Below are 20993 nucleotides of genomic sequence, written 5' to 3'. Positions count from 1 at the left end.
TGTCATTAGTCATTGGTCATTTGTCATTTGTCAAGAATCATTTTTTATTCTCCCCACTCCCCATTCCCAATTCCCCATTCCCCACTCAAAGGTAGTTTCATGAACAATATCGAAGACCTTTATGAACTTTCGCCCATGCAGCAGGGGATGCTGTTTCATACCCTTTATGCGCCAGAATCGGAAGTTTATTTTGAGCAGTTGCTTTGTATCCTCTCTGGAAAATTAAATTTTCCTGTCTTCCAGCAAGCTTGGGAACAGGTTATTGCACGACACCCAATTTTACGCAGTTCCTTTTATTGGGAGGAGATAGAAAAGCCCTTGCAAATGGTGAGTAAGCAAGTGAATCTCCCGTGGGAGGAACTGGACTGGCGGCATTTTACACCCGATGAACAACAAGAGCATTTAGAGAATTTTTTGAAATGCGATCGCCAAAAAGGATTTGAACTAGATACTGCTCCTCTGATGCGCTTCACCATCATTAGGCTAGGGGAGGAAACCTACCAATTTATTTGGAGCCATCATCATATCCTCTTTGATGGTTGGTCGATGCAGATTATTCTCAAAGAAGTTTTAGCTTTCTATGAAGCACATCAGCGAGGCGAACATTTACGCCTCCAACACGTTCACCCCTATCGAGAGTATATTCAGTGGTTACAGCAACAGGATATTGATCAAGCAAAGAATTTTTGGCAAAAAACTCTCCAGGGGTTTGAAGTTCCTACACCTTTAATAGGAAACAGGGGACAAGGAACATATAATGAGCAACGTTTTCAATTATCCCAAACGGTAACTGAAAAATTGCAATATGCGGCGCGACAGCACCATTTAACTTTGAATAATTTGGTGCAGGGAGCATGGGCGTTACTAATTTCCCGCTACAAAGGGGAAAGCGATGTCGTCTTTGGTGCAACTGTATCTGGTCGTCCACCAACGCTTGTGGGAGTGGATTCGATGGTGGGGCTATTAATCAACACCCTCCCCATACGGGTACAAATTACACCAAAAGCAGAATTATTACCCTGGCTCAAGCAATTACAAAGTCAAGCATTTGAACAGGAACAGTATGCTTATTATTCACTGGCAGAAATTCAGCGTTTGAGTGATGTTCCCCCAGGAATGTCTCTGTTTGAGAGCCTTTTAGTATTTGAAAATTATCCGCTAGATTCTGCTGAACAGGAAACCAAAAAAACTTTAGAAATTAGTCATCTTCGTTGTTTTGAACGCACTAATTATCCGTTAACAGTGGTGATTAATCCTGAATCACAATTGTCTGGAAGGATTGTCTATGATATTGGTCGTTTTGAGCAAGAGACAATTGAGCGGATGATTGGACATTTCCAAACATTGCTATCAGGGATGGGAGCCAATTTACAACAAGATATTTGCCAATTATCCCTGCTTAGTGCAGCCGAAGAGGAAGAGATAATTCTACAAGAGAATAATAAAAATATAGATTCTATTCAATACAAATGTATTCATATTTTATTTGAAGACCAGGTACAAAAAACTCCTGATGCAGTCGCACTTATATACGAAAAGCAACATTTAACTTATCGGGAGTTGAATAACCGCGCCAATCAATTAGCCCATTATTTAAAAGGGCTGGGAGTTAAACCGGAAGTACGGGTGGGAATTTGTGTAGAGCGTTCGCTAGAAATGGTAATCGGAATACTTGCTATTCTCAAAGCGGGTGGGGCTTACGTTCCGTTAGATTCCGCTTATCCTTCCGAAAGACTGGCGTTCATGCTAGAAGATGTACAAACGCCCATCTTACTAACACAAACTAATTTGCAAAATAGACTCCCAATTGATAATCAAACTGTAGTTAATCTTGACTCAGATTGGGAAATAATCGCTCAACAGAAAGAAGACAATTTGCTCAATGAAGTTAATCCAGAAAACTTAGCTTATATCATTTATACCTCTGGCACGACGGGAACACCAAAGGGAACGGAAGTTACTCATCGTAGCATTATTGGTTTTATGTTTGGGGTTGATTATATTCACCTTGATGCAGAACAGATTTGGCTACAACATTCATCGATTTCTTGGGATGCACTAACCTTAGAACTTTGGCCGCCATTGCTTTACGGTGGGCGTTGTGTACTTTATCCAGATAAAATTCCCACACCAGAAGGCTTAAGCCAGATTATTCAAGAACAAAAAGTTAACACCTTATTTCTGACTACAGCCTTATTCAATCTCATGATTGAGACAATGCCGCAAGGATTGTCAGGCGTAAAACAACTACTGTTTGGGGGAGAATCCGTTTCTGTAACTCATGTTCGTCGCGCCTTAGAACTATTGCCAGGAACGCAATTAATTAATGGCTATGGCCCTTCAGAATGTACAGTTTTTACTTGTTGTTACCCGATTCCTAAACAACTGGCTGAAAAAGTGAATTCAATTCCCATTGGAAAGCCCATCGGTGACAGGATAGTTTACTTACTAGATGGGTATTTACACAGAGTTCCAATTGGCATTCCTGGGGAACTTTATGTGGGTGGAGCGAGCGTTGCTAGAGGTTACTTAAATCAACCAACATTAACTAGTGAAAAATTTATTCCTAATCCTTTTATTAAGGGAGATACACTTTACAGAAGTGGAGATTTAGCACGCCGTCTCCCTGATGGAAACCTGGAATTTATCGGTCGAATTGATACACAAGTTAAAATTCGCGGTTTTCGCATTGAATTAGGAGAAATTGAGGTATTTTTAAATCAACACCCTGATATAAAGCAAGTCGTTGTTATTGTGCGGGAAGATGAACCTGGTAATAAGTATTTAGTGGCTTATCTTGTCACCAAAGATAATCAACCAACGCCTAGTACACTGCGAAACTTTCTCAAGCATAAGCTACCTGATTACATGATTCCCACCGCCTTCGTATTTATAGAGGCATTCCCTTTAACACCTAATAGTAAAATCAATCACAGGGCTTTGCCCGCACCAGATACTTCCCAAAGAAATCTAGAGGTTAATTTTGTTGCTCCTCGCACGCCTACTGAACAAGAATTAGCTACGATTTGGGTTGAAGTTCTCAAAGTAAAACAGGTTGGAATTCACGATAACTTTTTTGAGCTAGGAGGACATTCTTTACTAGCTACACAAGCAATTTCTCGATTAAGAGAAGCCTTTTCTGTAGATTTTCCTCTCCGTTATCTGTTTGAAAATCCGACCATTGCTGAACTCGCCAAAAAAGTAATTGCTCAACAGATTGAACAAGCAGAAAATGATGCTATAGCAAATATTTTAGGAGAAGTTGATCAGTTATCAGAGGCAGAAGTAACGCAGCAATTACTTTTTTAATAATTTAGATATAGCAATTTGATGATACCAAAGGACTAAAAAGATGAATCAGTCTATTAGCTTATCAAATATTACTGCTAAAAAGGAATTAATCATTACTTTATTTTGTGATGTTGATTCTTCTGATTGGGATTTACTATTGAAGTGCTACGACAAAAATATTATTTATGAACGTCCAGGTTATCAACCTTTGGTAGGACTTGAAAAACTACTCAGTTTTTATAAGCATGATAGAATTATTGCGTATGGTCAACATAAAATTGAACATATTCTAATTGAAAATGATCATGGTGTTTGCTGGGGGCAATTTATTGGGATACATAAAAACAGTTCTCCCATTCATGAACGTTTTGCTGATGTATACTCTTTTGAAAATGATAAGTTAAAAACTCGAATAACTCACTTTTTTAGACCAGCAGTCTAAGTTGTACCCAACAGTCTATATAGCAATTTTTCAAAGTCTACAATCTGTCTTTTCTGTGGTTCAATTAAAAAACTAATTTTCAACAATAATTATTATGAGCGATATACTAAAACGTCTAGAAGGACTTTCACCAGAAAAACGAGAATTAGTCCTACAAAAGCTGAAAAAGCAGCAACAATCTGCACAAAATAATAACAGGCTAACTCCACCCCTAACACCCGTATCAAGAGAGCAACCCCTTCCCCTCTCCTTTGCCCAACAAAGACTGTGGTTTCTCGACCAACTAGAAGGCGAAAATTGTGCCTATAACGTACCGTTTTTCTGGCAGATTCGCGGATTGCTGAATATAAGTGCCTTAGAAAAAGCGATCGCAGAAATTGTTCAACGTCATGAAGTCTTACGTACTAGTTTTTCTGTTGTCGATGAGTCGCCGATACAGATTATTCACCCTCATCCTCAATTGACAACAAAACTGCTAGATTGGCGACAATTGACAGAAGCAGACCAGTTAAGCAAAGCGCAGCAGTTAGCAGCAGAAGAATTACAAAAGCCATTTGACTTATCAAACCCTCCTTTGCTGCGGGTAAAGTTGTTGCAACTGGCCGATCAATCTCATCTGCTGTTGCTAGTTATCCATCATATTGTTTGTGATGGCTGGTCAATGGACATCTTTCGCCGGGAATTGTTCAGCCTTTATACTGCTTTCTGCGCTGGAAAACCTTCTCCTTTACCCGAATTATCTCTACAATATGCCGATTTTGCTCACTGGCAAAGACAGTGGTTACAGAAAGAGGTACTGCAAACCCAACTAAATTACTGGCAAAAACAATTAGCCGGAGTCCCGCCTCTGTTAAAATTGCCCACAGATCAACCCCGTCCATCAGTGCAAAGTTTTAGGGGACGGAGTGAGTTTTTAGAACTCAATCAAGATTTAACGCAGAAGTTGAAGCGTTTGAGTCAGGAATCAGGAACTACCCTGTTTATGACAATGCTTGCAGTATTTACGCTGTTATTGTCGCGCTACAGTGGTCAACAGGATATTGTAGTTGGTTCTGCGATCGCTAATCGCAATCGTCGTGAGACAGAACCCCTAATTGGCTTTTTTGTCAACACACTAGCATTACATACCAATCTGCAAGGGAATCCAAGTTTCTTAGAATTACTCGAACGAGTCAAGCAAGTAACTCTGGATGCTTATGACCATCAAGATTTACCCTTTGAGAAACTAGTCGATGAATTGGGTTTAGAGCGATCGCTTTCTCATCATCCCCTGTTTCAAGTGGCGTTTGGTTTGCAAAATGAAACCCAAGAGAAATTAGAAATTCCTGGATTATCTCTAACCCGTTTTGAGTGGGAAAACACAACGACCCTGTTTGATTTGTCGCTGATGTTCCGCGAAACTCCTCAAGGCTTGGTAGGAGAATGGGAATATGCAACTGATTTGTTTGAGGCTAAAACAATTCAACGGATGGTGGGACATTTTGAAGTTCTACTTAAGGGAATTGTTGATAATCCTCAACAAAATATTAATAATCTGCCATTAATTGCAGAAAGCGAACGTCAGCAACTCCAAAACTGGAATCAAACTAAAACTGATTATCCCCTAAATCAAACTTTGGTTGACTTGTTTGAAGCTCAAGCTGCCAAAAACCCTAATAATCTCGCTTTAGTATTTGAATCTCAAAGCTTAACCTACCAACAACTTAATCAAAAAGCAAACCAACTAGCTCATTATTTAATTCAAAATTATCAAATTAAGCCAGACACTTTAATTGGTATCTGCGTTGAACGGTCTTTAGAAATGATTATTGGTGTCCTCGGTATCCTCAAAGCAGGTGGGGCTTATGTGCCGATTGATCCCAATTATCCTCAAGAACGAATTGAGTTCATGTTAGAAAATTCTGGGATATCAGTGTTGCTAACCCAAAGTCACCTCAAAGAGCAATTACCTTTAACTAAACTGAAACACCAGATCATTTATTTAGATCGAGAAACTTTTAATTCAGCATTAACAGATAATCCCAATCCTCAAAGTACTCCTGATAATTTAGCTTATATAATTTATACCTCTGGTTCAACGGGACAACCCAAAGGGGTGATGATTGAGCATCGTGCAATTGTCAACCTAAGTTTAGCCTGGGCTGAAACTTTTCAAGTTAAACAAGATAGCCATTGGCTTCAGTTTGGCTCTTTTAGTTTCGATTTGTCTATTGGTGAAATTGCCACTGCTTTATCCGCAGGTGCTTGTTTGTACTTAGTTAAGAAAGAAACTTTGTTACCTAGTCAAACTTTAGTTGACTTATTGCGCGATCGCAAAATTTCCCATTTCACCTTACCTCCTTCCGCTTTATCTATATTACCTCAAGCCTCGTTACCTGATTTGCAAGCCGTAATCGTTGGTGGTGAAGCTTGTACAGCCGAGTTGGTTACACAATGGGGCAAAGAAAGACGTTTCTTTAACTGCTATGGGCCGACAGAATCGACGGTTATCGCCAGTATCTCTAGTTGTGAACCGAATGGGAAAAAACCTTCCATTGGGCAACCTATAGCTAATAACAGCATCTACATTTTAGATGCTCATCATCAACCATTACCACCTGGGCTTCCTGGGGAATTGTGCATCGCTGGAGTGGGTTTAGCACGAGGCTATCTCAATCTTCCAGAAACTACCTCTGAAAAATTTGTTGAAGTTGAAATATTTGGCAAAACTGAGCGAATTTACAAAACTGGCGACTTAGCAAGATGGAGAGATGATGGAAATCTTGAATATCTCGGTCGCATTGACGATCAAGTTAAACTGCGGGGCTTTCGAATCGAACTTGGTGAGATTGAATCGCTATTATTGCAGCACTCTTTAGTTAACGAAGCTGTTGTTATTTTATATGAAACTGATAATAATCCCAGGTTATTAGCTTATGTCACAGCAAAGGAAATATCCAGCAATTTAAGCAGTCAACTCAAAGACTACCTGAAAATTCGCCTGCCGAATTATATGATTCCTAGCCAGATTATGGTGTTGGATCAGTTGCCCCTTACCCCTAACGGTAAACTAGATCGTAGAGCATTACCAGCACCAGATACAGATACTTCTACTAACTTTGAAGCCCTTGTTACTCCAACTGAAGAACTGCTGGCTACTTTATGGCAAAGTCTTTTAAAAACTAAGTCTATTGGTCGTCAAGATAACTTCTTTGAATTGGGTGGACATTCCCTATTAGCAACCCAATTGGTTGCCCGCATTCGTGACAGTTTTGGAGTAGAAGTAGCCGTCCGCAAGGTATTTGAGCAAAGTGTTTTGTCTGATTTGGCTGGGGAAATTGACAAGGCTACTTCGAGTGTCGCCTTACCACCGATTACACCACAGCCTGAAAATGCTCCTAAAATTTTGTCATCTTCCCAATCAAGACTTTGGTTTTTAGACCAACTTGAAGGTATAGGAACTTCGGCTACTTACAATATGTCAACAGCGCTGCAACTTGACGGCAAGTTGAATATAGAGGCGTTGCGTGCAAGTTTTAATTATCTCCTCGATCGCCATACCATTCTACGCACTTATTTTCCAGCACTGGAGGGAGAGGCGCAAGTAGTCGTCCAAAATTCAGAGGATATAGAAGTACTGACAATCGCAGATTTACAGTCACTCGATCCTCAGTCTCAAGCAGAAACTGTACAACGTTTGGCCGATACCCATGCTCAAGAACCCTTCGATTTAAATACTGGCCCCCTGTTCAAAGCACAACTGGTGCAACTTAGCGAACAGAAAAATGTACTCATGATTAATATGCACCACATTATTAGCGATGGCTGGTCAATGGGTGTGTTTAAGCGCGAATGGGAACAAGCTTATGCTGCTTTGGCTGCGGGGTATACTCCGAATTTGTCACCGTTGCCGATTCAGTATAGCGATTATGCAGCTTGGCAGCGCAGTTGGTTACAAGGGGAGATTTTAGAAAGCCAGGAAAACTACTGGAAACAACAACTAGGCGATGCTCCCCGATTGCTGGATTTGCCTACCGATCATCCCCGTCCAGCGCAACAAAGTTACCAAGGTGGGCGTGAGGAATATCCTTTAAGCAGCGAACTGACTCAGAAACTCAAAATCCTCAGTCAAAAACACGGGGTTAGTTTGTTTATGACCCTGTTAACGGCTTTTAGTATTTTACTATCTCGTTACAGCCGTCAAGAGGATTTATGTATTGGTTCTGCGATCGCTAACCGCACCCATAGCAACACAGAATCGTTAATTGGTTTTTTTGTCAATACTTTAGTATTGCGGAGCAAAATTAAGCCAGAGCAAGGATTTAGTCAGTTACTCCAACAAACCCGCCAAACTTGCCTAGATGCCTACGCTCATCAAGATATTCCCTTTGAGTATTTAGTAGAACAGTTACAACCAGAACGCAGTCTGAGCCATAATCCCTTATTCCAAGTGATGATGGTGTTCCAAAATACTCAAGAAGCGGGGAAAAATATTAGTTTACCAGGGCTTGATATTCAATATTTAGAGCAAAGTTTACCATTTGCCAAGTTTGACCTAACACTGGATCTTTGCGAAAGGGGCGGCCAACTGCATTGTATGTGGGAATATGCCACAGATTTATTTGAAGTAGAAACAATTCAACGGATGGCGGGACACTTTGAAATTTTGCTAGAAGCAATCGTCCAAAATCCCCAACAACCGATCAGTAAACTACCCTTAATCACAACCGCAGAAATTCAACAACTGCAAATTTGGAATCAAACCAATATCAATTATCCCAAAAATCAGATTTTGGTGAGTCTGTTTGAACAACAAGCAGCACAAACGCCCGATCACATTGCGGTGGTGTTTGAAGATCAAAGCCTGAGTTATCAAGAACTCAACCAAAAAGCTAATCAACTAGCCCATTATTTGTTGGAACTCAAAAGGGAGCAACAATTACCTGATAATCCATTGATTGCGATTTGTGTGGAGCGATCGCTATCAATGCTCATTGGCTTGTTTGCTATTCTCAAAGCGGGTGGTGCTTATGTGCCGATTGATCCGAGTTATCCTCAAGAACGCATTCATTTAATGCTGGAAGATAGTAATGCTTCTGTATTACTAACAACAAATGCCATCAAAAAGCAGCTTCCCCTAGAAAAACTAAAAAATTCCTGTCAAGTAGTATTTCTAGAGAAAGAAACATGGGTTAATCAGTCAACAGATAATCCCCATTTGCAAAGTAGTCCTGATGATTTAGCTTATGTAATTTATACTTCTGGTTCTACGGGAAGGCCAAAAGGTGTAGCAGTTTGTCACTCTTCACTGACGAATTTCTTATATTCAATGAAGGAAAAGCCTGGAATAGCTGCGTCCGATACTCTTCTGGCTATCACCACTATATCCTTTGATATTGCTGCACTGGAAATTTATTTGCCTCTTATAGTGGGAGCCAAAATTGTTCTAGTCAGTCGTGAAATTGCTTCTGACAGTTTACAGTTATCAGACCAATTGCTTAATGGTATCACTTTCATGCAAGCGACTCCAGCGACTTGGCGCATATTATTAGCCGCCGGATGGAAAGGTTCAACACAATTAAAAATCCTCTGCGGCGGTGAGGCTTTAACCTGGGAACTTGCTAATCAACTACTAGAAAGAAGTGCTGAACTCTGGAATCTTTATGGCCCGACAGAAACCACTATTTGGTCAGATATTTATCAGATAAATACTTTTGAGAGAAAAAACTATTCTCAAGGCGCTGTGGTATCTATCGGGAAGCCCATTGCTAACACCCGCATTTATATTCTAGACACCTATAACCAACCCCTTCCTCCTGGTATTCCTGGGGAACTCTGCATTGCAGGTGCGGGTTTAGCACAGGGCTATTTGAATCGTCCCGATCTGAGTGCTGAAAAATTCATTGACCTCAATCTCTTCAACCAAACTAAGCGAATTTATAAAACTGGTGATTTAGCTCGTTGGCTACCTGACGGCAATTTGCAATATTTAGGTCGCATCGATCGCCAGGTAAAACTTCGTGGTTTCCGCATTGAATTAGGTGAGATTGAAGCGTCTTTACTCAAACACTCAAAAATTCAGGAAGCAGTTGTCATTATACGGGAAGACAGTGATTTCGATCAACGTCTAGTAGCATACATTGTCCCAACAGGAACAGAGGATGAAGACCTTCAAGGTGAACAGGTGGAATTATGGCAACAAGTTTTCAATGATGCTTACCATAAATCACAAGATCCAGAAGATGACCCAACGCTGAATTTGGCTAGCTGGAATGATAGCTATACAGATAAACCTTATCCCAAAGCTGTAATGCAAGAATGGCGGGATAAAACTATTGACCAAATTCTGGAACTTGCACCCAAACAGGTCTGGGAAATCGGTTGCGGGACAGGGATGTTATTGTTAAAAATTGCTCCCCATTGTCAAAAGTATCTGGGTACAGATATTGCCGCAGGAGGGTTACATTATATTGAACAACATCTTCAACAGCAATCTCTCAAAGAAAAAGTTACTTTAAAACAAGGTGCAGCTAACCAATTTAACGGTATTGAGACAAATAATTATGACCTGGTAATACTCAATTCTGTTATTCAGTATTTTCCTTCTTTGGACTACTTATTAGAAGTTATTGGGGGTGCTGTTAGTGCTGTGAGGAATCAAGGAAAAATATTTATTGGAGATGTGCGAAATCTCCATTTACTAGAGGTTTTTCATACCGCAGTTAAATTTCATCGCGCCCCTGATGAATTATCAATTAAGGATTTGCGTCAACAGATTCAAAAAAGTATTCACACTGAAGGCGAGTTACTAATTGACCCTAATTTATTTATCGCCCTAAAACAAAGATTTCCTCGGATTAGTCATGTACAAATCCAAATGAAACGAGGTTATGGGCAGACGGAAATGAACCGTTTTCGTTATGATGTTGTTTTACATTTGGATCAAACAGATACTCCCGTCGGGGAACCTGAATGGTTAGATTGGCAAACTGAGGAACTCAATTTAGAAAAGATCGAGAGAATTTTAACAACTCAGCAACCCGATTTTATAGGTATTAAGAATATTCCGAATGAACGTCTAACTTCAGAAATGCTGCTGTTAGAAAAAATTAGTCAATTGGATGGTACAGTTTCAGACTTAAAAGCCGCAGTTGGCGAAGTCAGTTCAGGGATAGAACCCGAAGCATTCCGAAATTTAGTACGAGATTTACCCTATACGCCTTTTATCCAATATAGCTCCACACAATTTTCTGATTACGATGTTGTTTTTCAACGGAATATTCCTGGACAGTTTACACTACCACGATTTAATCAAGAGGGAAATTTGCGGTTGAAACCTTGGCAACATTATGCCAACCAACCATTGCAATATCGCACCAATCAAGTTGAGCCAGCGTTATTAGAAGAATGGCGAGATAATCTGGAAAAAACTCTTCCAGATTATATGATTCCTAGTCATTTTATTGTTTTAGAAAAACTGCCACTAACACCAAATGGCAAAGTAGATCGTAAAGCTTTACCCGCACCAAATGTAACCATTTCGTCAACAAACATTGAATTGCCTGTAACCTCGACAGAAAAATTGCTGGCCGAATTGTGGGCGAAGCTGCTTAAATATGAAGCAATCGCCCGCCATGATAACTTCTTCAAATTGGGAGGACATTCCCTATTAGCCACCCAAATGTGCTACCGCATCCGCGACACTTTTAAAGTAGAACTGCCACTGCGTCAAGTATTTGAGTCTCCTATCCTCAGCGAATTGGCAAATTATATAGATAGCTGCATTTGGGTTAATTTCTCCACAGCAGATATACAACCTTTAAACTCAGACGAAGAGGAAATTGAACTATGACTATGACACAAAATCAGCAAATAGTTTCTTTAATGCTTCGTTTGCAGAACATAGGCTGCAAAATTTGGGCTGAAGATGATAAGTTACGGCTTCGTAGTAGTAAAAACGCCTTAACTTCTGAACTCAAGCAAGAAATTCAAGCCAACAAAGCAGATATATTAGCGTTCTTAAATTCTGCTAAAGCCGGATCTGTGATGGCAGAGGAAATTCCAACTTTACCAGATGATGTCCCAAAACCCCTTTCCTTTGCTCAACAACGCCTCTGGCTGTTAGGGCAACTCCAAGGCCCATCAGCTAGTTATAATATGCCGATCGCTTTACAACTGGATGGAAACCTCAATATTGATGCTTTGCATTCTAGTTTGGCTTATCTGCTGAATCGGCATGAGAGTCTGAGAATGTATTTTCCCACAGTGGCGGGACAACCCCAGGTTGCGATCGCAAATTTAGACGACATCGAAGTTTTAATGTACCAGGTACTGGGGACTGAGAATCAAGAAACAACCGTTCAGCGTTTTATCGATGCTCACGTTCAAGAACCCTTTGACTTAAACACTAGCCCTTTATTTAAAGCAAAACTGCTGCAATTGAAGGATCACAAATATGTGTTGCTCATAATTATGCACCACATTATTAGTGATGGCTGGTCAATGGGGGTCTTTGTCCGTGAGTTACGGGAAGTCTATACTGCCTTTGCCCTAGGTCATACCCCAACACTTGCACCATTACCCATTCAATATAGCGACTACGCAAACTGGCAACGCCACTGGTTACAAGGGAAAGTATTAGAAAACCAGATTAATTACTGGAAACATCAACTGAACGATGCCTCGCCATTATTGGAGTTGCCTACCGATTATCCTCGTCCAGCACAGCAAAGCTACCGAGGCGATCGCGATCGCTATTTTTTATCGGCTGACTTAACTCTTGCCATTAAAACTCTAAGTCAACAGCAAGGGACAAGTTTGTTTATGACTTTGTTGGCGGCTTTCAATATTTTGCTTTCTCGTTACAGTCGCCAAGAAGACTTATGTATTGGTTCTCCTATTGCTAATCGCACCCATAGTCATACGGAAGGATTAATTGGCTTTTTTGTCAACACTTTAATATTGCGTAACCAAATCAAGCCTGAGCAAAGTTTTATCGAATTCCTGCAACAAACTCGCCAAAATTGTTTAGATGCATACTCTCATCAAGACATTCCCTTTGAGTATCTGGTAGAACAGTTGCAACCAGAACGCAGTATGAGCCATAACCCCTTATTCCAGGTCATGTTCGCACTAGAAAATAATGAAAGTCCCGACCTGAGTTTACCAGGCTTAGAGATTGAATGGCTCCCATTAAGCTATCCGTTTGCTAAGTTTGACCTAACACTTATGGTAATAGAATCTAATAACCAGTTAGGTTTAACTTGGGAATACGCCACCGATCTTTTTGAAAAGGGTACTATCCAACGGATGGCGGAACAGTTTGAAGTTCTGCTGAAGGGAATTATTGATAATCCTCAACAACCTATCAATACTTTACCTTTGATGACAGCGCCCGAACTTCTGCAACTGCAACGCTGGAATCAAACTCAAAACGATTATCCTGACGATAAAACTTTAGCTGAGATATTTGAACAACAAGTTGCTCAAAACCCTAATAATCTCGCTTTGGTGTTTGAATCCCAAAGCTTAACTTATCAGCAGCTCAATCAAAAAGCGAACCAACTTGCTCATTATCTAATTCAAAATCACCAAATTAAACCAGATACTTTAATTGGTATCTGTGTTGAACGGTCTAGTGAAATGATTATCGGTGTACTCGCTATCTTGAAAGCAGGTGGGGCTTATGTGCCGATTGATCCCAATTATCCTAAAGAGCGGATTGAGTTCATGTTAGAAGATTCTAGGACATCAGTGTTATTGACCCAAAGTTTTCTGTTAAATCAATTACCAATAGCTAAACTGAAAAACCCCTGTCAAATAATTTGTTTAGATAAGGAAACTTTTACTACGTTAAAAGAAAATCCTAGCCCTCAAAGTACGCCTAATAATTTAGCTTATGTGATCTATACTTCTGGTTCGACGGGACGACCAAAAGGGGTAATGATTGAGCATCAAGCAATTGTCAATTTAAGCTTGGCTTGGGCTGAAACTTTTCAAGTTCAACAAAACAGCCGTTTACTTCAATTTGGTTCCTTTAGTTTTGATCTATCTGTTGCTGAAATTGCGACTACCTTCGTCACTGGTGCTTGCTTGTATCTTGCTAAAAAAGAAACCTTGTTACCCAGTCAAACTTTGGTTGACTTTTTAACTCATCATAAGATTTCCCACGGCTTTTTATCTCCTTCAGCCTTATCTGTCTTACCTCAAGCCACCTTACCCGATTTGCAGTGTCTAACCGTTGGTGGTGAAGCTTGTCCAGCCGAATTAGTTACTCAGTGGGCAACAACGGGACGGTGTTTATTTAATTGCTACGGGCCTACAGAATCTACGGTTAATGTGGTGTTAGCACTTTGTCATCCTAATGGAAAAAAACCACCGATTGGTAAACCATTATCTAATATCCGCGTTTATATATTAGATCCTCACAAACAACCATTACCCCCTGGCATACCTGGAGAATTATGCATCGCTGGTGTGGGTTTGGCACGAGGCTATCTAAATCGTCCTGACTTAACGGCTCAAAAATTTATTGAAGTTGAATTATTTGGTAAAGTTGAGCGAATTTACAAAACTGGCGACTTAGCAAGATGGAAATCTGATGGAAACCTTGAATATCTGGGTCGAATAGACAATCAGATTAAATTACGGGGTTTTCGGATTGAACTCGGTGAAATTGAATCGATTTTGTTGCAACATCCATCAGTTAAAGAAGCAATTGTCACCTTATATAAAACTGAGAGTAACCAGAGTTTAATTGCTTATGTAACGGGAATCACCAATGATTTATCTACCCAATTAAAAAATCATCTAAAATCCCATCTACCCGATTATATGATACCTGCTCAGATCATCGTATTGGATGAGTTGCCTTTAACTCCCAATAGCAAAGTTGACCGGAAATATTTACCTACTCCCAATGGAGTAATTGAGGGCTTATATGTAGCTCCACGTAACGAAATTGAACAACAACTGGCGCAAGTTTGGTCTGCTGTACTCGAACATCAAGATATTGGGATTCATAATAACTTTTTCGATTTGGGCGGTCATTCTTTATTAGCAATTAAACTGCTCAATAATATTCAACAGGTGTTTGGGCAACATCTTTCTTTAAGTAATTTATTTCAGAATCCTACTATTGCTCAACTCGCAGAACAACTTTGTAATACTGAGGTTCAACAGTCAAATCCCGATTTACTTTTACTCCAACCTCAAGGAGATGCAACCCCTCTCTTTTTTCTTCCTGGCGCAAACGGACACAGCTTCTATTTTCGAGATTTAGCCATTAATTTAGGAACTGAGCGACCAGTATATGGACTCGAAACTCCAGGAAGAGACGGCTCTAGCGCACTCCCTGAATCAGTAGTAGCCCATGCAAATCAATTGATTGATATATTACGTCAACAGCAAGCGAAAAGCCCATATATATTAGCAGGATACTCTTCAGGTTGTGCCGTTGCTTTTGAAATGGCTTCCCAACTCGAAAAGCAAGGTGAAACGATAAGTTTACTAGCTATCTTGGATGCTGGACTGGTTTCTCAGCCTGAGTATTTTACTGATAGAGCAGAACTTGATTGGATCTGGCAATTAATTCGACGAATTGAAGTTTTAAAGGGAGTTTCTTTAGGAATACAATACGACGATTTAGCTGCTCAACCTAATGACCTAGCTAGGTGGAATTTAGCGGCAGAGTATTTATACAAAAATAATGTTTTACCGGAACATTCCACCCTTTCTTTACTCAAAACCAATATGAAAGTGATGAAAGGACTAACACTGAATTACGCTAATTATCAGCCTAATCATCCAGTTTCTGCTCCCATTGTTTTATTCCGCGCTCAAGAAGTTAAGGAGATTGTCTTGCAAGAACTCCAAGCTTTTTCTGATTATAATCTACCCGATTGGGGATGGCAAACCTATACTCAAAAGACTGTCAAAGTAGTTTCTGTACCTGGAAACCACGGACAAATGCTTTATGAACCCAATGTCAAACTGTTAGCTGCACGATTACATAATTTAATGGTAAATACAGCAGAATAGAGTATTTCAATAGTCTATTCTTACCTTTTTTAGCCCACTATAAAATGATTCTGCAATAGGTATAATGGAAACTATTTCTATCAGAATTTCCGATGAAACCCTGCGTGATGGAGAACAACAAGCAGGCATTTTCTTCTCTTATCCAACTAAACAAAAACTTGCCTATTCCATTGCTCAAACGGGAGTCGATGGACTCGCTATCATGCCCAGTGTTTGTAAACAAGAAGAAGAATTAGTCAAATCATTAGTATTAGAGGGATTGGATAGTCTGATCACTGCTTGTACCTTAATGGGAAAGGAGTACATTGATAAAGCCAAAATGTACGGAGTTAAGCGCATTATCCTTTTTTACGGTCTTTCCGATCGCCTGCTGTTTTTGCGAGATCCTCAAATCCGTTTGTTGAACGAGTTTAAAGGAAAAACCATTGATGACAATATCCCAGCAAAAGTAATCGATAGAATTCGCCAAAACGCCATTGATACAATTGTCGAAAATTTGCGCTATGCCACTAAGGTTGCTGGTCTTAGGGTAGACTTTGCCGCCGAGGATGCTTCAAGAGCCGATTTTGACTTTTTAGTGCAATGTATCCGCTCATGCAGCCCTTATATTGAAAACTTTTTACTTTGTGATACAGTCGGAGTCCTCAGTCCAGAAAAGAGCTATATCTGGGTTAATGATCTGCTCCAACGTACAACAGGCGTTGCTTTCGGGGTACACTACCACAATGACATGGGCTTGGCTCTCGAAAATACTCTCCAGTCCGTTATGGCCGGAGCAACTTTAGTATCGGGTACATTTTCCGGGATTGGTGAGAGAGCCGGAAATGTTGCGATCGAGCAGGTATTAAATGGGTTGCGAGTCCGTTTCGGAATTGAAGTCAAAGGGATTAATTATGATGCGATCGCCGCAGTGACTAATTACATTGAGCAACTGGGGATTCGTCCTGCTCCCCCTTACTCTCAAACTGCTCAACGCCACGAATCAGGTATCCATGTCAATTCTTTGTTTAGCGATCCTCAAAGCTATGCTGCTTTGCGTTACAGCACTATAGAAGTTCTCTTCGGCAAATGGAGTGGAGTCAGCAATTTTCAATATCTATTTGAAAAGCAACTACAAAATCCCCAACCCAGAAATCAATATGAAAAAATGCGCTCAGTGATCAAATCTCTTGCTGTTGAGCAAGAACGTTATTTTACAGCCAACGAGGTATTAGAGTTATGGAAAAATGGGGTCTTTAAATAATCTATGTTCTCGTATAGTAGCTCGCTACTGTCATGGGATGGGAAAAAATATCCGCGAGCTACATCCTACAGCTAAAACATATAGACTTTATTTGCACATTACTGTACAACCCTAAAAGCATTGCAGAACAAAGAATGTAGTCAATATAGTAAAATACCAAAATTATTCAGTCAGCCTCAAGAGTCTTAACTGATTTCGAGAATATGCAATCTAAAACCGTTCATAATCAACCCCTAACCAATACCCCTTCAGCTTTTACTCAATTTTGGGAAGATATCAAAGCGATCGCAGGCCCTTACTGGTATCCTACAGAGGCATGGGGAAGAGCATTTCCAGACGTGATTCGTACATGGGGAATGCTCATTATCCTAATATTATTAATAATAATGCTCGTCGGTGTCACTGCCTTTAATAGCTTTGTTAGCCGCTATTTATTAGATATTATTACTGAAGAAAAAGATATTGCTAAATTTGTTGATACCTTATTAGTTTATGGCGCTGCCCTTGTCTGCGTAACGCTATTAGTAGGATTTTCTAAACTTGTTAGAAAACAAATCGCTCTTGATTGGTATGAATGGCTAAACGATCGCATTTTAAAAAAATATTTGAGCAATCGCGCTTATTATAAAATAAATTTTAACTCAGATATTGATAATCCAGATCAACGAATATCCCAAGAAATTGAACCTCTGATCAGAAATGCTCTTACTTTTTCAGCTACTTTTCTAGAAAAAGTGCTGGAAATGGCAACTTTTTTAGTAATTCTCTGGTCTCTTTCCCAATTTATTGCAGTTGTATTGCTTGTTTATACGATAATAGGCAATTTAATTGCTGTTTATTTGGCTCAAGAATTGAATAAGATTAAACAAGAAGAACTCGAATTTGATGCAGACTATACTTATAGCTTGACTCATGTTCGTAATCACGCTGAATCAATAGCTTTCTTTCAGGGAGAAAAAAAAGAATTAAATATAATCCAGCGAAGATTTAATAATATTATTAAAAGCACCAAACGCAAAATTAATTGGGAGTTAACTCAGGATATTTTTAACAGAGGCTATCAGGCGGCTATCCAAATATTTCCATTTATAGTATTCGGGCCTTTACAGATTAGAGGTGAAATTGAATTTGGAGAAATTGCCCAAGCCAGTTTAGCTTGTAATTTATTTGCTAATGCTATGGCAGAATTAATTAGAGAATTTGCAACTTCGGGACGATTTTCTAGTTACGTTAAACGTTTGGGTGAGTTTACAGATGCGTTAGAATTTGTTACCAAAGAACCAGAGAAAGTAAGTACTATTAAAACAATAGAAGAAAACCATCTCGCTTTCGAGAATATCACTTTACAAACACCCAACTATGAACAGGTGATTGTTGAAGATTTATCGCTTTCTGTTCAACCCGGAGAAGGTTTATTGATTGTTGGCCCCAGTGGTCGAGGTAAAAGTTCTCTGTTGAGAGCGATCGCTGGCTTGTGGAATGCAGGTACTGGTCGTCTGGTGCGACCTCCATTAGAAGAAGTGTTATTTTTACCCCAACGTCCTTATATAATTTTGGGAACTTTGCGTGAACAATTGCTCTATCCTAATACAACTCGTAAGATGACCGATGCAGAACTCAAAGAAGTTTTGCAACAAGTCAACCTACAAAACTTGTTGAGTCGAGTAGATGGCTTTGATACAGAAGTTCCTTGGGAGAACATATTATCACTAGGAGAACAACAACGCCTTGCATTTGCACGACTACTAATTACTCATCCTAGATTTACTATATTAGATGAAGCAACAAGTGCTTTAGATTTGAAAAATGAAGAGAGTTTATATCAACAGTTGCAAGACACAAAAACAACTTTTATCAGTGTTGGACATAGAGAAAGTTTGTTTAATTATCATCAATGGGTTTTAGAACTATCAGGAGATTCTAGCTGGCAAATTATTAGTGTACAGGATTATCAACTGCAAAAAGCAAAAGAAGTTGTCATTAATGTTCCTAAAAAGCCTGAAATCACAATAGATGTTTCACCCAAAAATGAATCCCAAACTAAACCAGAAATATCTATCGAGATAGGTACAGTCGAAAGTCTTTCTCATAAAGAAATGCAGACATTAACAGACTGTAGCATTAACACCATCAGAAGCAAGGCTAGCCTTGGTAAATCCATTACTGCTAATGATGGCTTTACCTACCGCTATGACAAAGACCCAAAGGTGTTGAAATGGGTACGAGCTTAACGAATATTTTTACTTTTTAAAATCAAGGTCATGCTAACTAAACAGCAAAGACAACTAATTACTTACAAGACTATTTCAATTTATGAAAGAGCCTATCAATTACCAGTTCTAAAAAATAATGCTGTAAAAATAGTTCAAAAAAAAATTAGAGAACGTCAAAGATTAATTAAAGAAGGCGTTCGATATCATCATCAGCTTGGCGGGATAATTAAGCGAAAAGAAGAAATTAGCCAAGGAGAAGTTTTTCAGGAAATCCAATTATTTATTAAAGATTACAGCCATATTATTGATTTTTTAGAAAATTATAAGGATAATTATCATGATTTTTTATTAAGTCTTGCGGATGACTTAAAAGAATTATTTAAACAAAAATATTTGGCTATAAAAAGCTTAGAAGATGAAAGAAGTAAATTAGAGCTAAAAAATCATAAAAATCCGAAAATACTTGACGAGCTAACATGGGAAAAGCAAGAAAATCTCAAAGCAGTTTTGCTACTGAGTAATGCTTATTTCTTAATGCTAGAAAAAATAAAATTGCTTGGCGAAGGAATTAAAAACCTTGCAGAAGATACAAAAAATCAAAAAGAAGTTGTTCAGCAAATAGTAAAAGATTTAGAAGTATATCAAGAAATTTACGAATATCAAAGAAAAGCCCATAAAATTCATCAAGAAATAGCTAAAATTGCCCACACTGCAATCAACCTTGAAAGTTCTTTACAAGATTACTTTAGTCCCTTTCAATCTTTAATAGATGAAGTCATAAAAGTAGATGAATATTTTTATGCAACTGTTGGAGATATTAAAGATTTAGGAGATAATATTTTAAAGTATCAAGCAAACTTATTTAATCTGGAAAAAAACGAGGATATTTCTGAAAGTTTTCTCGATTTTATGGTGACAAGTTATGAGAAAAAAGCCAGATTAAAAGATGCTTTTATTCAATCTCAATTATTAGATTGGCAAATCCATAATTTTGATTTGACCGAAAATGGTGTCTTTTTAGACAAGGGCATTGATTTAATATCTAACTATATATCCAAGCAACTAACAGATCAAAGAAAAGCGCTAAGTATAGCAGAAGTAAATTTTGCCTCTACAGATTCTCTATCTCCTGTTGAAGAAACAGGATTGATAGGGCTGATTAATAACAATGTTACGTTGCCAAAAAAATTTCCCAGCAATAAAGGTATTGATTATACCCAATTGCAGGATCTCCTAGCACAACATCATTGGAAAGAGGCTGATATTGAAACCACTAAAATAATGCTAAAAGTCATGAGTAAAAATTATTGGAATGAAGTTTATAAGGAAGATATTGATAACTTTTCTTGTCAAGAGCTTCACACTATCGATCAACTTTGGGATCAATATAGTTATGGCTATTTCGGCTTCACTGTTCAGCAAACTATCTGGAGCGAAATGGGTGGTCAGGTAGATTACGAAACAGAAAAAAGACTTGGCGATCGCCTTGGTTGGCGAAAAGAGGGAAACTGGTTAGACTATGAGCAACTAACTTTTAAATTGTCCCCTATGACACCGATGGGACACTTGCCAGCCCAATGGTTACACTACGATCAACATAGTTTTGACTTATCCCCAAAATCATCTACAGAACACCTTTCAATGGGAGCTTGGCGGGTCAAGTCTTGGTTAGTTTGGCAGATGCATTTATTCTTCTCTCGTATAAAAACTTGTCACGAAACTTTCTTATGCGATAATCGCACATTTATTAAGAATAGGAAAAATTAGAGCTAAAGCTCATTTGAGG

7 protein-coding genes are annotated in these 20993 nt (G+C 39.0%); all 7 read left to right on the top strand.

The annotated features are described in order from the left end of the window. The first annotated feature begins 99 nt into the window (after window positions 1-99). The 7 genes from V7K69_RS31965 to V7K69_RS31935 all read left to right on the top strand — a co-directional run bounded on the left by V7K69_RS31965 (window position 100) and on the right by V7K69_RS31935 (window position 20974). A complete protein-coding gene (locus tag V7K69_RS31965; RefSeq protein WP_335042155.1) occupies window positions 100-3309 on the top strand; it encodes an amino acid adenylation domain-containing protein in 3210 nt (1069 codons plus the stop codon). A gap of 43 nt (window positions 3310-3352) precedes the next feature. Beyond that, entirely contained in the window at window positions 3353-3733 is a 381-nt protein-coding gene (locus V7K69_RS31960) for a nuclear transport factor 2 family protein (RefSeq protein WP_335042153.1), read from the top strand. A 94-nt stretch (window positions 3734-3827) separates the two neighbouring features. Further along, on the top strand, window positions 3828-11564 hold the full coding sequence (locus tag V7K69_RS31955; protein WP_335042150.1) for an amino acid adenylation domain-containing protein: 7737 nt from the start codon (window positions 3828-3830) through the stop codon (window positions 11562-11564). Then, complete coding sequence (locus tag V7K69_RS31950; RefSeq protein WP_335042148.1) at window positions 11561-15751, top strand: non-ribosomal peptide synthetase; 4191 nt, start codon at window positions 11561-11563, stop codon at window positions 15749-15751. The genes V7K69_RS31955 and V7K69_RS31950 overlap by 4 nt, the downstream gene beginning before the upstream one ends. A 64-nt stretch (window positions 15752-15815) precedes the next feature. After that, window positions 15816-16994 carry a 2-isopropylmalate synthase gene (locus tag V7K69_RS31945; RefSeq protein ID WP_335042146.1) on the top strand — a complete coding sequence of 393 codons (1179 nt, stop codon included), beginning with the start codon at window positions 15816-15818 and terminating at the stop codon, window positions 16992-16994. Between the two features lie 203 nt (window positions 16995-17197). Next, the gene (locus V7K69_RS31940) at window positions 17198-19225 is read left to right on the top strand and encodes an ABC transporter ATP-binding protein/permease (RefSeq protein ID WP_335042144.1); all 2028 of its coding nucleotides are present in this window, start codon (window positions 17198-17200) and stop codon (window positions 19223-19225) included. Window positions 19226-19255: 30 nt separating this feature from the next. Further along, window positions 19256-20974 (top strand): GUN4 domain-containing protein, encoded by a 1719-nt coding sequence (locus V7K69_RS31935; RefSeq protein ID WP_335042141.1) that lies wholly within the window; start codon window positions 19256-19258, stop codon window positions 20972-20974. The last annotated feature ends 19 nt before the right edge of the window (window positions 20975-20993 follow it).

The sequence above is a fragment of the Nostoc sp. genome, assembly GCF_036917775.1.
In the GTDB taxonomy this organism is placed as follows: domain Bacteria; phylum Cyanobacteriota; class Cyanobacteriia; order Cyanobacteriales; family Nostocaceae; genus Nostoc.
Note: the sequence above shows the minus strand (reverse complement) of the source record. Positions and strands in the feature narration are given on the sequence as shown.

Coding starts and splice junctions, on each gene's coding strand:
- V7K69_RS31940 (WP_335042144.1), top strand. CDS start 17,198: ATGCAATCTAAAACCGTTCATAATCAACCCCTAACCAATACCCCTTCA.
- V7K69_RS31955 (WP_335042150.1), top strand. CDS start 3,828: ATGAGCGATATACTAAAACGTCTAGAAGGACTTTCACCAGAAAAACGA.
- V7K69_RS31935 (WP_335042141.1), top strand. CDS start 19,256: ATGCTAACTAAACAGCAAAGACAACTAATTACTTACAAGACTATTTCA.
- V7K69_RS31950 (WP_335042148.1), top strand. CDS start 11,561: ATGACTATGACACAAAATCAGCAAATAGTTTCTTTAATGCTTCGTTTG.
- V7K69_RS31960 (WP_335042153.1), top strand. CDS start 3,353: ATGAATCAGTCTATTAGCTTATCAAATATTACTGCTAAAAAGGAATTA.
- V7K69_RS31965 (WP_335042155.1), top strand. CDS start 100: ATGAACAATATCGAAGACCTTTATGAACTTTCGCCCATGCAGCAGGGG.
- V7K69_RS31945 (WP_335042146.1), top strand. CDS start 15,816: ATGGAAACTATTTCTATCAGAATTTCCGATGAAACCCTGCGTGATGGA.